The organism is Rhizobium sp. NPDC090279 (assembly GCF_044769665.1).
Classification (GTDB): domain Bacteria; phylum Pseudomonadota; class Alphaproteobacteria; order Rhizobiales; family Rhizobiaceae; genus Rhizobium.
The window spans coordinates 288,636-303,418 of the sequence record NZ_JBIVYI010000006.1 but is presented as its reverse complement, the minus strand read 5'-3'; the positions used below and the strand labels follow the sequence as shown (position 1 = coordinate 303,418).

General features: G+C 59.0%; 12 protein-coding genes. 9 read left to right on the top strand and 3 right to left on the bottom strand.

What is annotated here, in order from left to right; translation table 11 throughout:
* Positions 1–192: 192 nt before the first annotated feature.
* Positions 193–615 (bottom strand): GNAT family N-acetyltransferase, encoded by a 423-nt coding sequence (locus ACIQWP_RS17125; protein WP_402789340.1) that lies wholly within the window; start codon positions 613–615, stop codon positions 193–195.
* 162 nt (positions 616–777) lie between these two features.
* Between ACIQWP_RS17125 and ACIQWP_RS17120 the strand changes: the two genes are divergently transcribed.
* From ACIQWP_RS17120 to ACIQWP_RS17085, 8 genes are all read left to right on the top strand, one after another.
* Positions 778–1,278 (top strand): invasion associated locus B family protein, encoded by a 501-nt coding sequence (locus ACIQWP_RS17120; RefSeq protein WP_402789337.1) that lies wholly within the window; start codon positions 778–780, stop codon positions 1,276–1,278.
* 157 nt (positions 1,279–1,435) lie between these two features.
* Entirely contained in the window at positions 1,436–2,365 is a 930-nt protein-coding gene (locus tag ACIQWP_RS17115) for an ArsR/SmtB family transcription factor (protein WP_402789334.1), read from the top strand.
* A gap of 218 nt (positions 2,366–2,583) precedes the next feature.
* The gene (locus tag ACIQWP_RS17110) at positions 2,584–4,092 is read left to right on the top strand and encodes an alpha-N-arabinofuranosidase (RefSeq protein ID WP_402789331.1); all 1,509 of its coding nucleotides are present in this window, start codon (positions 2,584–2,586) and stop codon (positions 4,090–4,092) included.
* 128 nt (positions 4,093–4,220) lie between these two features.
* Entirely contained in the window at positions 4,221–6,122 is a 1,902-nt protein-coding gene (locus ACIQWP_RS17105; protein WP_402789329.1) for an ABC transporter substrate-binding protein, read from the top strand.
* Positions 6,123–6,240: 118 nt separating this feature from the next.
* Positions 6,241–7,245 (top strand): ABC transporter permease, encoded by a 1,005-nt coding sequence (locus ACIQWP_RS17100; RefSeq protein ID WP_402789327.1) that lies wholly within the window; start codon positions 6,241–6,243, stop codon positions 7,243–7,245.
* A 4-nt stretch (positions 7,246–7,249) separates the two neighbouring features.
* Positions 7,250–8,107, top strand: coding sequence for an ABC transporter permease (locus tag ACIQWP_RS17095; RefSeq protein WP_402789324.1), 858 nt, complete (start codon positions 7,250–7,252; stop codon positions 8,105–8,107).
* Positions 8,108–8,109: 2 nt separating this feature from the next.
* Positions 8,110–9,099 carry an ABC transporter ATP-binding protein gene (locus ACIQWP_RS17090; protein WP_402789321.1) on the top strand — a complete coding sequence of 330 codons (990 nt, stop codon included), beginning with the start codon at positions 8,110–8,112 and terminating at the stop codon, positions 9,097–9,099.
* A complete protein-coding gene (locus ACIQWP_RS17085; protein WP_402789318.1) occupies positions 9,096–9,920 on the top strand; it encodes an ABC transporter ATP-binding protein in 825 nt (274 codons plus the stop codon). Before ACIQWP_RS17090 ends, ACIQWP_RS17085 begins: the two co-directional genes overlap by 4 nt.
* A 10-nt stretch (positions 9,921–9,930) precedes the next feature.
* On the opposite strand, the gene ACIQWP_RS17080 is transcribed toward ACIQWP_RS17085, so the two are convergent.
* Entirely contained in the window at positions 9,931–10,362 is a 432-nt protein-coding gene (locus ACIQWP_RS17080; protein WP_402789315.1) for an Lrp/AsnC family transcriptional regulator, read from the bottom strand.
* A gap of 138 nt (positions 10,363–10,500) precedes the next feature.
* On the opposite strand from ACIQWP_RS17080, the gene ACIQWP_RS17075 reads away from it, so the two are divergent.
* The gene (locus ACIQWP_RS17075) at positions 10,501–11,604 is read left to right on the top strand and encodes a saccharopine dehydrogenase C-terminal domain-containing protein (RefSeq protein ID WP_402789312.1); all 1,104 of its coding nucleotides are present in this window, start codon (positions 10,501–10,503) and stop codon (positions 11,602–11,604) included.
* A gap of 85 nt (positions 11,605–11,689) precedes the next feature.
* Here ACIQWP_RS17075 and ACIQWP_RS17070 read toward each other — a convergent pair whose 3' ends face one another.
* The gene (locus ACIQWP_RS17070; protein ID WP_402789309.1) at positions 11,690–14,725 is read right to left on the bottom strand and encodes an FAD-binding and (Fe-S)-binding domain-containing protein; all 3,036 of its coding nucleotides are present in this window, start codon (positions 14,723–14,725) and stop codon (positions 11,690–11,692) included.
* Positions 14,726–14,783: the final 58 nt, after the last annotated feature.

The following is a 14,783-nucleotide window of genomic DNA, read 5'->3' as shown; positions in this document are numbered from 1 at the left end:
TTCATGCCATGGCTCGCAAAGGCCGCGAGTTCATGCGCGTATATGTGCATGGATGCGGTTGCATGGAACAGCGCAATCTGTGAACTGATCGTCAACGCCGATAGAGGCGGTGAAAATGGATGAAGCCTTGACAGTTCAGTGGGTTCGGCTTGCTCGTTCTGAGTGCGAATGTCTCGGGCTTGGCGCTGACGATCAAAAGACCTTGCGATAGAAGAAACGCGTCATGCCTCTCGGATAGTTTTCGAGCGCGCCGAAGCGTTCATAGCCTTGCCGTTCATAGAAGCCCGGCGCCTGAAAGCTGAATGTATCGAGCCATATGCCGACAGCACCTTTCGCCCTGATGATTTCCTCCACCTCGTGGATCAGCTTCGATCCGAAATCCCCGCCGCGCAGGCTTTCGGGGACGAAAAGAAGTTCGATAAAGGCCCAGTCGAAGTAAAGCTGCGCCCAGATGCCGCCGACGATACCGCCTGTTTCGTTGCGGAGCACGACGGCGATCGGCTCGTAGTTCTCGTTGCCGGCCTTGGCCGTATTGAAGGCGTCCAGAGGCGCGAGAATTGAACGGCGATCGGCGTCCGACGGACTGTCCAGCACCGAAATGGTAACGCTCGACATGGTTGCACTCTCCTCCGGTATGGTTCTCTGCGTGTCTTCTAACATGAACAAATTTTAAGGAACACGTTAACAATCGGATAACGCACCGCACCGAAACTGCCGCCCGTGTGTGAGTACATCTCTCGCTTTCAATGTCCTTGAAACAAGAAATGGCAGGAAATTATGTTTGCAAGAAATTTCGCCCCCGCTCTGGTCTTTGTCGCATTCGGTGCTGGTATCGCCCATGCGGAAGTGCCCGTTCGTATCGACCAATTCGATCATTGGGGCGCATATTCTTATAAATCCGGCGACAGCGTCAGCTGCTATGTTCTATCGCGGCCGGTTGCGCAGCAGCCCGCCAGTGTCGACCATGGCGACAACTTCTTCATCGTCTCGCGCCTGTCCCCCGGCGGCAAATTGGTTCCGGAAGCGGCCATGGGCTATGACCTGAAAGACGGCGCGCAGATGACGGCGACGGTCGGCGACAAGAGCTTCCCGATGTTTACGAAAGACCGGCACGGCTGGGTGAGGAACGAGGGGCAGGAACCGACCTTGGTGAGCGCCATGAAAGGCGGCGCCCAGCTGCAGCTGCAGGCAAGCTCCAGGCGAGGCACAGAAACGAGCTATTCCTACTCGCTCTCCGGTATTACGGCTGCCTTGAAGCGGATAGAGACATGCAAATGAGGCCATCGGCTTTACACCGAGTTGTGTAGCGGCTGAGCGGAATGGCGCCTTCCTATTCCCCAGGGAAGGCGCCTGTCAGGGCGTTCGAGCCGATATCTCTTGTGAAATCAAAAATCCTGATATAAATGAAAGCTGTTGATGGGGTATTCGGGATTCGATGAAGCGCGGCTTTCTAACAATTTATGCGGGTGAGAACGCGGCGGTCTTCAGGGCGCTTTCGGCGCCGGCACGCGTCGACATGTTGAAGCTGCTCTGCGTCAAGGGCTCGTTGAACGTGAACGAGATCGCCCGGGAACTGGATCTGCCGCAATCGACGGTCGCAACGGGCATTATGATCCTGGAGGAGGCCGGTCTTGTCGAGACCAAGGCTGCGAAAGCGCGCAAGGGCTACCAGAAGATCTGCACTGCGCTTTACGACGAAATTCTGCTGAGCTTCGAGGATCAGGCCTTCAAGCACGATGAAGACGTGATCGAAGTCGCCATGCCGATCGGCCTCTATACGAGCTGCGAGACGCATGCGCCGTGCGGCCTATGTTCGACCGAGGGCGTGATCGGCCTGCTCGATGTTCCTGATTACTTTCTCGATCCGCAGCGCATGCAGGCCGGCCTTCTCTGGTTCGGCCGCGGCCATGTCGAATATAAATTCCCGAACAATGCCAAGATCTTGAACAGAAATGTCAACGCCATCGAATTCTCGATGGAGCTGTCCTCCGAGGTGCCCGGCACCAATCCGGACTGGCCGTCCGACATCACCGTCTGGATCAACGGTGTCGCCGTCGGCACGTGGACGTCACCCGGCGATTACGGCGACAAGCGCGGGGCCTTCACGCCAGGCTGGTGGAAGTTGGAAGGCTCTCAATACGGCAAGCTCAAGACCTGGCGAATCTCGAAGAAGGGCACGTTCATTGACGGCGTTGCCGCTTCCGACGTGACCGTCGATGATCTCGCTATCGGCCAGCATTCCTCGATCCGTCTGCGGGTGGGGATTGCCGAAGATGCCCGCAACACGGGCGGCGTCAATATTTTCGGTCGTGGTTTCGGCAATTACGGCCGCGATATCCTGATGCGCATTGATCTGGCGCAATAATATCAAAAAATGTGATATATAACACGTGACCGGAGTAAAATTCCGATAAGTCATATTTTTTATAAACTATTGTTTTTGCTATTTATATTGTCGATGTACAGGTACTGGCCTTGCTGCCTTTGTGCTGTTTTTCGTTTCAGCTGCGTTGACGGCCCTCCAAAAGTATATCAAGATCAAGGTATAAGAACGAGATATTTGATATATAAGGGAGGAAGGCCGTGAAGGCGCATGTGATCGTCCACCGTGATTTCCGAATTGCCGATATTGACGATCGGCTCTACAGCTCCTTTCTCGAGCATCTCGGCAGGGCGATCTATGGCGGCATCTACGAGCCAGGCCATCCAACTGCCGATGAGCATGGTTTTCGCAAGGACGTTATCGAGCTCGTGCGCGAGCTGAACTCGCCTTATTGCCGCTATCCCGGCGGCAATTTCGTTTCCGCCTATAACTGGGAGGACGGCGTCGGGCCACGATCAGAGCGCCCCGTGCGCCTCGATCTTGCCTGGCGAACCCGCGAGAGCAATCAGATCGGCGTCAACGAATTCGTCGATTGGTGCAGGAAGGCCAACACCAAGCCGATGCTTGCCGTCAACCTCGGCTCACGCGGTCTCGACGACGCCCGCAACTTCCTCGAATATTGCAACCATCCCGGCGGCACCTATTGGTCGGACCTGCGGCGCAAGCACGGCTGGGCTGATCCCCACGGCGTGAAGCTGTGGTGCCTCGGCAACGAGATGGATGGCCCCTGGCAGGTCGGTCACAAGTCGGCCTTCGAATATGGCCGTCTCGCCGATGAAACCGCAAAAGCCATGCGCGGTTTCGACAAATCGCTGGAACTAGTCGTCTGCGGTTCTTCCAATTCCGACATGAAGACCTATCCGGATTGGGAAGCGCAGGTTCTCGACCAGTGCTACGACAGCGCCGATCACATCTCGCTGCACATGTATTTCGCTAATCGCGAGAGGAATACGCTCAACTATTTGGCCAAGGCGGAAAAGCTCGATCGCTACATCGTCACCATCGGCGGCGTCATCGACTATATCAAGGCGAAGAAGCGCTCGAAGAAGACGATCGGCATCTCCTTCGACGAATGGAACGTCTGGTACCATTCCAACCAGCAGGACAAGGATATTCTGGCGCGGGACGAATGGCCGGATGCGCCGCATCTGCTTGAGGATGTCTATAATTTCGAGGATGTGCTGCAAGTCGGCGGCATCCTCAATACCTTCATTCGCCGCGCCGATCGCGTCCGCATTGCGTGCATCGCGCAGCTCGTCAACGTCATTGCGCCGATCATGACGGAAGATGGCGGCCCGGCATGGCGGCAGACCATCTATTATCCGCTTTATTTCGCCTCGAAATACGGTCGCGGTTATGCGCTGCGTCTCATCACCGATGGTCCGACCTATGACAGCGACGAGGCCGACGACGTGCCTTATCTCGATGTATCGGCGGTTCACGACGAGGTGGGCAAGATGGTGACGCTATTCGCCGTCAATCGCCATCCCAACAGTTCGCTCGATCTCGATACCCGACTGGAGGGCTTTGCCGGCGCCCGCGTCATCGAGCAGCACGAGATGGTTCATGAGGACTTGCGTGCGGTCAACACGGCATCCCATCCGAATGCTGTGGTTCCCACAAACACGGGCGACGCGAAAGTGGAGGACGGTCGGCTTCGCGCCACGCTGAAACCGCTGTCCTACACGGTGATCCGACTGTCGGTGTGACAGACGGCGGCTGCTGGATCGCGAGGAGGCGGTCCCGCTTGGCTTGGGAAGCATAAGGGGAAGAAAGTCGCGGTCCGCCCGACCCTGTTCGGCACTGCGCTCAATCGACAACAAAGGGAGGAGAGATCATGCAGCAATGGAAAAAGCTCGCTTTCGGCGTCGCGCTGGCCACATTCGGCCTCGTCGCGACAGCCAAGGCTCAGGATTTTGCGTCCTTGCCTCGCAAGGAGACCTTGATCGTCGAGAACCCGGAGGGAACGATCAAGAATCCCGGCTGGTTCAACATCTGGGTCAATGGCGGCGGCGGTGTTTCGACCGGTCTCCAGCAATTGACCATGGATACGCTCTGGTACATCGATCCGGAAAAGGGATTGGGCGGCTCGGCCTGGGACAATTCGCTCGCCGCCGACAAGCCGCAATATAATGATGATTTCACCCAGATGACGGTGAAGTTGCGCAAAGGTCTCTACTGGAGCGACGGCGTCGAATTCACCGCAGACGATGTCGTCTACACCGTCAAGACGCAGATGGACCATCCGGGCATGGTCTGGAGCGCGGCTTTCTCGGTGCAGGTTGCAAGCGTCGAGGCGCCCGACCCTTACACTGTTGTCTTTAAGCTGAAAAAGCCGAATTCGCGCTTCCATGCGATCTTTACCGTCCGCTGGAACGGGGCGTGGATCATGCCGAAGCATGTCTTCGAGAAGGTCGCCGATCCCGTCCGCTATGATAACGCCAATCCCATTTCGCTCGGCGCCTACAAGCTGAAGGCCTTTGACCCGCAGGGCAAATGGTACACCTGGGAGAAGCGCGACGACTGGCAGCGTACCTCGCTTGGCCGCTTCGGCGAGCCGGCGCCGAAATATGTGAGCTATGTCGATCCCGGTCCGCCGGATAAGCGCACCATCGCCCAGCTGGAACATAACCTCGATATCATTCACGACAACACGCCGGAGGGCATGTTCACGCTGAAGGAAAAGTCGAAGACGGTCGAAAGCTGGTTCCCCGGCTTCCCCTTCGCCCATCCCGATCCGACGTTGCCGGCGGTGATCTTCAACAATCAGGACCCGTTGTTCCAAAATGCCGACGTACGCTGGGCCTTGGCGCTGCTGATCGATATCAAGGCCGTCGATATGGCGAGCTATCGCGGCGCGGCGACGCTTTCCGCGCTCGGTGTTCCGCCGACCGCGATTGCCATGACCGACTATCAGGCGCCGCTGCAGGATTGGCTGAAGAATTTCGAGGTCGACACCGGCAAGCGCAAGATCAAACCCTATGATCCAACGATCGGCCAGCAGATTGCCGATATCCTGCGCAAGCAGCCGAAGTTTAAGGATCAGATCCCGACCGATCCGGCCGCGATCAGCGCCGCCTTCGGCTATGGTTGGTGGAAGCCCGATCCGCAGGCGGCCGCCGAGCTTCTGGAAAAGGCTGGCTTCAAGAAGGTGGGCGGCAAATGGATGACGCCGGATGGCCAACCCTTCAAGATCCGGTTGACGGTCGAGGGCGACACCCGCTCCGTCTTCACTCGGGCCGGCACGCTGATCGCCCAGCAATGGGCGGCCTTCGGGATCGACTCCAAGGCGGCGCCGACGACAAATCTCTGGCAGGTGGGGCTGCAGCCCGGCAGCTACCAAGTCGCCATCGCCTGGAGCGTCGAGACATGGGGCGGCGATCCCGACCTGTCCTTCTTCCTCGACAGTTGGCATTCGGAATTCGTCGCCAAGAAGGGTGAGAACCAGGCGCCACGTAACTGGCAACGCTGGTCCAATCCTGAGCTCGACAAGATCATCGAGAACATTCGTCGCATCAGCGCCGATGATCCGAAAGGTATCGAGCTTGGCAAGGACTATCTGAAGCTGGTGGCCCGCGAAATGCCGACCATTCCGCTGATGTCCTATAACGTCTTCACGTCTATGGATACGACCTACTGGAAGGGTTACCCGACGATCGCAGATCCCTATACCGACCCCGTTCCCAATTGGGCAAACTCGCGGTTGATGATGGTGAAGCTCAAGCCGGCACAGCCGTAAATCTCCCTACCCTGATGCGGCAGATATGCCGCATCAGGCACCTATCGCCGGGCGCGAGAAGCGGACCGGCGATCTTTTCGATCAGCGGTGAGCTGCGAGCAGCAAGGAAGACGACGGCATGACGTCCTATCCAGTTTTTGTAATGAAACGATTTGGCCAGTTTCTGCTCGTTGTCTTCCTCGGCATCTCCGCGACGTTCTTCATCACGCATATGACGCCGATCGACCCCGTCGAGGAAAGCATCGGCGCCATCCAGCAGATGGGCCAATCCGATCCCCGCGCCGTCGAACTGATGCGTCAGTCCCTTCGCGAACTCTACGGGCTCGAAGGTTCGATCTGGCAGCAATATCTGCATTTCTGGGGACGCCTTGCGACCGGCGATCTCGGGCCATCGCTCTCGGCATTTCCGACGCCCGTTTCTGCCATTATTGCCAGGGCGCTGCCCTGGACGATCGGGCTGATGACCGTTTCTGTCATCATCACATTCCTGCTTGGCAACATGATCGGCGCGCTGGCGGGCTATTATCGCAAGAGCATGTTGCTGAAGGCGATCAGTCTCGTCTTCATCGCCATGCAGCCGATACCCTATTACATCCTTGCCTTCGTTCTCATCATCCTGTTCGGCTACATCTGGCCGATCCTGCCGATCAATGGCGGCTATGAGATGAACACCAATCTGGATCTCTCCTTGACGCTGGTACTCGACATCCTGCGCCACTCCATCCTGCCGGCGCTGTCGCTGATCCTCGTTGGGACCGGTAGCTGGCTCATCGGTATGCGGGCGCTCGTCTCCAATATCATCACCGAGGACTATGTTGTCTTCGCCGAGCTCGGCGGCGTGCCGAAGCGCAAGATTCTGCGCTCCTATATCGCCCGCAATGCCATGGTGCCGCAGTTCACCGGCCTTGCCATGTCGCTCGGTGCTGTCTTCAACGGCACCGTGATCACCGAGATCGTCTTTGGCTATCCCGGCATCGGCAATCTCCTGATTTCGGCCGTGCATGCCGGCGACTACAGCCTTGTTTTGGGGCTAAGCGCGCTGTCGATCGTCGGCGTTGCCGCCGCCGTCTTCATCATCGACATACTGGGTCCGCTGATCGACCCGCGCATCAAGGTGGAATAGGCCCATGCTGACGATCGTTCGTGATCTTGCTCGACAGAATGGCGAATTCCTCTGCGGCCTGCTTTTGTTTGCCGTGATCGTCGGCATGGTGATCCTGTCTTATTTCTCGCCCTATGGTCCTTCCGACCTCTATTTGCTGCCACCCGACATGCCGCCGGATGGGGACTATTGGCTGGGCACGACGTCGCGTGGGCAGGACGTCTTCTGGCAGCTTGCCGTCGCGCTGCGCAACACGCTGTATTTCGGCATCGGCGTCGCTTTTCTGTCCCGTATCATCTCTTTGGTGGTCGGGCTGGTGGCGGGCTATGCCGGCGGTGCCGTCGATCGCGTGCTGATGGCGATCAATGACAGCATCATGGTCATTCCGCAGTTTCCGCTGCTGATTCTGTTTTATTTCGTGCTGAAGGACGGCATGACCTGGACGGTGCTGATCGTCGTCATGGCGGCGCTCGGCTGGTCCTACGACGCGCGCCTGATCCGCTCCGTGGCGATCAGCCTGAAAACGCGGCCCTTCACCACCCAGAGCGTCTATTCCGGCATGAGCATGTCCAAGATCCTCGTCCAGGAGCATCTGCCCTATGTGCTGCCGATCGTCTTCGCCACGACCATGAACAATATGATCTGGTCGATCGGCATGGAGATCACGCTGTCGGTGCTCGGCTTCACCGACATCGAGACACCGACGATGGGCATGATGATCTATTGGGCCAATGCGCATTCGGCGCTGATCGCCGGCACATGGTGGTGGGTCGCAGCACCCGTCGCCGCCATCGTCGTGCTGTTCATGGCGCTCTTCCTGTTGTCGATGTCGATGAATGAATACAACGACCCTCGCAGTCGTTTGAACCGGATGGGGGGCTAGGCATGGAGGCTGTCGTCGAGGTCAACAACCTCAAGGCATATTACCGGGCTTTCCTCTACGGCATCGACCGAGAGGTGCGGGCGGTTGATGATGTCAGCCTGTCGATCGGTCGCGGCGAGATCTATGGCGTTGCGGGTGAATCGAGCAGCGGCAAGACGACGCTGATCAAGACGATCGCGGGTGCCATCCGGCCGCCGCTTCGCGTTGTATCGGGTGCAGTCAATTTTCACTTCAACGGCGGAACGCAGGATATATACGCGATGACGCCGGAGCAGCGGGCGTCGCTTCGCTGGCGGCATCTCTCCTACATCATGCAGGGTTCGATGAACGTGCTCAATCCTGTGCGGCGTATCCGGCATTCGTTCACCGATTTCGCCTTCCGCCACATGAAGGCCGATCGCGCCACCTTCTTCGACCGCGTAGGCGCTCATCTCCAGCGATTGAAGCTCGACGCCCATCTCCTCGACGCCTATCCGCATGAATTGTCCGGTGGCATGCGGCAGCGCATGACGATCGCGCTCGCCACCATCCTGACGCCGGAATTCATCATCGCCGACGAACCGACGACGGCGCTCGATGTCATCGTCCAGCGCGACGTGCTGTCGATGATCCGCGAGATCCAGCGCGAGATGGGCTCGTCCTTCCTGTTCGTCACCCATGACATGGGCGTTCACGCCGCGGTTTCCGACCGAATCGGCATCGTCTATGCCGGCCGGCTGGTGGAAGAGGCGCCGACGCGCAAGCTCTTCCAGCTGCCGCTGCATCCCTATACGCAGCATCTGGTCGCAAGCCTGCCGCGGATCGGCGACGCCTCCGAGCGCCCGTCGCTTGAGGGCCGACCGCCCAATCTTGCCATGCCGCCGGAGGGGTGTCGTTTTCATCCGCGCTGTCCGAAGCGCATGGATATCTGCAGCCGCGAAGCGCCGCCGATGGTGGCCGTCGAGCCGGATCGGCGCGTTGCCTGCTTCGCAGTGACGGGAGGACACGTTTGAGCGATCTTCTTTCACTCCAGCATGTCAGCAAGATCTATCGTCAGGGCGGCATGCTCAGCCATCGTCAGATAGTGGCGGTGCATGATGTCAGTTTGACCTTGGGAGAGGAGCCGGAAATCCTCTCCATCGTCGGTGAATCCGGCTCGGGAAAGTCGACGATTGCGGCGATGATCCTCGGTCAGACGGCGCCGACCGAGGGAAGCCTGAATTTTCGCGGGCGTCCCGTTGCCGTTCACGGCAAGAGTGAGCGGCGGGCCTTCATGCGCGAAGTTCAACCAGTCCTTCAAAACCCGTTCGAGGCGTTCAATCCGCTTAAGAGGATCGACCGATATCTATTTGAAACAGCGCAGAATTTTTCGCCCGATAGATCTCGTCCGAGTCGTGCCGAAATCGAGCATATGGCCGATACGGCGCTCGCCCATATCGGCCTGACGCTTGCCGAGGTGAAGGGGCGATTTCCGCATGAGCTGTCGGGCGGGCAGTTGCAGCGAACCGCGATCGCCCGAGCACTCATTCCGCAGCCGCGGCTATTGGTGGCCGACGAGCCGGTCTCGATGGTCGATGCGTCGCTTAGAATGGCGATCGTCAATCTCTTCGGTCAGCTGAAGAAGGAGCTCGGTCTCTCGATCATCTACATCACCCATGATCTGGCGACTGCCTACTATATCAGCGACCGCATCATCATCATGAAGAAGGGCGAGATCGTCGAGCAGGGTGGCGCTCGCGCCGTTCTCGACAACCCGCAGCATCCCTATTCGCGGGCTTTGAAGGAGGCAGTCCTTTCCACCACCCCTGAGATGGAGCCGGCGACGCTTGGCTGATATGCCGGTGCTAGCGTGAGATCCGCGTCGAAAGAATGATGGATGACAGGGTGCGCTCGACGCCGTCGATCGTGCCGATGCCGTCGATCAGCTGGTCCAGCTCAGAGATCGACGGCGCCGCGATAATGGCGATCAGATCGAAGGTGCCACTGACAGAATGAAGCGTCGTCACCTCGGGGATTGCGTCCAGCGACGCCGTCACGGCCGACAGCGCCTTCGGCGCGATGGTGATCAGCACATGCGCGCGGATAAGGCTGGAAAGATAGGTCTCCGACAGCCGCACACCATAGCCCGCAATCACACCTTCTCGCTCCAATCGCTCGAGCCTCGCCTGGACGGTGGTGCGCGACAACGACAGCCTTTTGGCGAGCGTTGCCACCGGCATGCGGGCATTTTGGCCCAGCAAGGCGATCAGTTCGCGGTCCTTATCTGTAACTTGCATGACGTTTCCTGCATTCTGCGAAATATCTTCGTCGTTTTGTATAGAATTATACAACGAAATGCGTTTTATGTCGCTATGAATCGTTCAACTCCTGCCTACACTTATAAAAATCTTATCAATGAAATGCAGGGGATTTATATGAAGGACATAGTGGTCATCGGTGCAGGCAAGATCGGCGGGGCGATCGCTCTCATTCTGGCCGATACAGGCGATTACAGGGTTGTCGTCGCTGACCGCAGCCAGGAGCAGCTGGTCAAGATCGATCGCCACCCTGCGATTTCCACCGCCGCCGTCGATATCGCAGACCGCGCCGGGCTTGTTGCGGTCCTGAAGGGCAAGTTCGCCGTATTATCGGCAGCGCCGTTCCATCTCACAGGCTTCGTCGCGGAAGCGGCGCTTGAAGCTGGCGTTCATTATCTCGATCTCACCGAAGATGTCGCCACGACGAAGAAGGTTGAAGAGCTGGCGCAAGGGGCAAACACCGCGTTCATCCCGCAGTGCGGCCTGGCACCGGGCTTCATCTCGATCGTCGCCAATGATCTTGCCAAGCGTTTTGACAGCCTCGACAGTGTCCGCATGCGCGTTGGCGCACTGCCGCAATATCCGTCCAACGCCCTGAACTACAATCTGACCTGGAGCACGGACGGCCTCATCAACGAATATATCGAGCCGTGCGAAGCGATCGTCGAAGGCAAGCTGGTCACCGTGCCAGCCATGGAAGAGCGGGAGGAATTCTCCCTCGATGGCGTTACCTATGAGGCTTTCAATACGTCCGGCGGCCTCGGCACGCTCGCCAAGACGCTCGCTGGCCGCGTGCGCACCATGAACTACCGCACCATCCGCTATCCCGGCCACCAGGCCATCATCAAGGCGCTGCTCAACGACCTGAACCTCAAGAACCGTCGCGATGTGCTGAAGGATCTGTTCGAAAACGCGCTGCCCGCCACCATGCAGGACGTGGTCGTCGTCTTCGTCACTGTTTGTGGCTGGCGCGATGGCCGCTACATGCAGGAGACCTATGCCAACAAGGTTTATGCGGGCGTCGTCGCCGGCAAGAAGATGAGCGCCATCCAGATCACCACGGCCGCCGGCATCACGACGGTTCTCGATCTGCTTTCGCATGGCAAGCTTCCCGCCAAGGGCTTCGTCTGCCAGGAGGAAATCGACCTCGGTGACTTCCTTAACAATCGCTTCGGGCAGGTTTACAGCCTGGAGAAATTCAGGATGAGAGAAGCAGTCTAAGCGGCTATTTCCACTTACTATTTTCGAGATGTGGCGCCTTCGGGCGCCACATGTGTTTTGGCCGCTGGCAGCGGCTCTGAAGCGGCTAGGCAATCAGCCGATCGAGAATCTCAACGGGATGCTGGATGGTCTGACGATCAATCTTGGCAACCTGCGAACGACAGGAGAAGCCGGTTGCCATGACCACGGTTTGATTGCCGTGCTCGGCGATCTTGTCCTGCCAGCTCATCGCGTAGAGCTTTTCCGAGATGGCGCGATTGCGCAGCTCATGGCCGAAGGTGCCGGCCATGCCACAGCAGCCGACATCGGCCATATCGAGCTTGATACCCAATTTCCCGAAGAGAGCGGACCATTGCTTGAGGGCGGCCGGAGCATTCGTCCGTTCCGTGCAATGGGCAAGCAGCGTGAAGCGCTCTTGCGGCAACGCCCGTGGCGGCGGCAATCGGTCGAGATTAGCCGCGAGCCATTCCTGAAGCAGCAGCACCGGCGCCTGTAGCCGGGCAGAGGGCAGGGCGGCATATTCGCTGCGATAGGTGAGCGTCATAGACGGATCGATGCCGACAAGCGGGATGCCCGTCTGCGAGATGCGATCGAGATAGGCACGGGATTTCCCTGCCGCCCTTTCGAAGCGGCCGAGATAGCCATGCACATGCAGGGCCTTGCCGTTGCTCTGCGACATGGCGAGCCACGGCTTGAAGCCCATTCTCAGGACGAGTTTGAGCGCAGCCAGTACGACCGCCGGGTCGAAATGAGCCGAGAACACATCGGCAATGATGACGACCGCACGGGCGCGCTCTTCCGACGAGAGTTTCTGTAGATGTTCCGGCGTGGCGATCCGCACGCCGAGACGACCGGCTTCCCGTTCGAGCGATATGGCAGGCATGGTCGGAAGCGCGGTGAGGCCGGCAAGCCGTAGCAAGGTCTGGCCGGTGCGGGAACCAGTCATAAGATTATAGGCTGGCCTGAAGCGCGCCATCTGCGGCAATGTCGTTTCGATGGCGGCGACGATTGGGTCCTTCAGCGGCCTAAGGTATCGACCATAATAGAGCTCAAGGAATTTCGATCTGAAGGCCGGGACGCTGACCTTGACGGGACATTGGCCGGCGCAGGCCTTGCAGGCGAGGCAGGTGTCCATCGCCGCCCGCACCTCGTGGGAAAAGTCATCTCGGTTGGTGGGATTGAGCGAGTTGACCGCCCGCCGCAGGAGATTGCCGAGAGGGTTGGTGCGACGTAGCACTTCCGCCTCGTGCCGCGGATCGACCCTCCGCTCGGCGAGCAGGTGCAGCCATTCCCGCATCAGCGCTGCGCGCCCCTTTGGAGAGTAGCGACGATCGCCTGTCGCCTTGAAGGAAGGGCACATCGGGCTTGTGGCATCGAAATCGAAACAGGCGCCGTTGCCGTTGCAATAGGCGGCATTATCGAAGGCGGCGCGGATATCGTTGCCGATAACGCGATCGAAGTCACCGCGCAGTGACACTTCGTCAATCTTGAGCAACGAGCGCGATGAGCCGGAAGCGATCTTGCCGGGATTGAGCCGATCTCCCGGGTCGAAGGCGCGCTTGATCTCCTGCAGGCTGGGGTAGAGATCACCGAAGTAGGCGGGTACATATTCCGAGCGCACGCCCTTGCCATGCTCGCCCCAAAGCACGCCGCCATATTTGCGGGTGAGGGCAACGACGCCGTCGCTGATCTTGCGGACGAGCGGCTGATGGTCGGCGCGGGTGAGATCAAGGGCAGGGCGGACATGCAGCACGCCCGCATCGACATGGCCGAACATGCCGTAATCCAGCCCCTCGGCATCGAGAAGCGCGCGAAACTCGCTGATGTAAGCGGCCAGATGCTCCGGGGGAACGGCGGTGTCCTCGACAAACGGGACGGGCCGCACCGGCCCTTCGACATTGCCAAGCAAGCCGACAGCGCGCTTGCGCATCGACCAGATCGCCTCGATCTCGGCCCTTTCGCGGGCGACCGTATAGCCCTTGTGGCGCGCGGAAGAGCTGTTATCGAGGGCGGTGGTCACATCCGCCAGCTTGCGCTCCAGTTCGTGGCCGTCATCAGCCAGTACTTCGACGATATTGATGCCATTGGCCGCGCCGGAGGCATCCTCGGGGAAGAAGTGGGCGATGCCGGTCCAGACGATATCGCCCTTGGCGAGACCCAGCACCTTCTCGTCGACCGTCTCGACCGAAGCAACCTTCAGCGCCACCAGCCGCCGTGCATCCTCAAGCGCCGCGTTGAAATTGTCATAGCGAATGTTGATGAGAGCCGATTGCGCCGGGATGGGCAGCACGTTGAGTTCGGCCTCGGCGATCATGGCAAGCGTGCCTTCCGAGCCGCACAGTACCGCGTTGAGATCGAAGCGGCCGTCGTCGTGTCTGATATGGGCGAGATCGTAGCCGGTTATGTAGCGATTGAGCTTGGGGAAGGTCGCCGCGATCAGTTCGCTTTTGTCCCTGGCGATTGCATCGACGACCCTGTGGATCTCTCCAATGCGATCCTTGCGAGTCTTGATCTCTTCCAGCTCGGTCTCGGCGAGCGGGCGCGACCACCAATCGCTGCCATCGGAAAGCACCACGCGAAGGCCGAGAACATGGTTGCTGGTCTTGCCGTAGAGACACGAGCCCTGACCGCAGGCATCGGTGGAAATCATGCCGCCAATGGTAGCGCGGTTGGAGGTGGAAAGTTCGGGTGCGAAGAACAGCCCGTATGGCTTGAGCGCCTTGTTGAGCTGATCCTTGACGACGCCAGCCTCGACACGCGCGATCCTTCGTACTGGATCGATCTCCAGAATGCGGTCCATATGCCTGGAGCAGTCGATGACGATGCCTGATGTCAGGGATTGACCGTTCGTCCCGGTTCCGCCGCCCCGCGGTGTGATGGCAAGGTCGGAGAAGGCAGGCTCGGATATGGTGGCTGCGATGACCTTCAGGTCGTTGGCGCCGCGAGGATAGAGAATTGCGGCCGGCTTGATCTGATAGATGGAATTGTCGGTCGAGGCGACCGTCCGCGCGCCGTCATCCGTCTCGACATGGCCTTGAAAGTTGAGTGCAGTCAGTCGGCGCGTAAGGGCGCCGATCTGCTGTCTGAGGCTGTCTTTCGCCGAAACGAGGCGTGGTATCATGATGTGAAGGCTTCCGGCGCTTTACGCGATGACTAGGGCATCCCCGTTTCTAAACAGA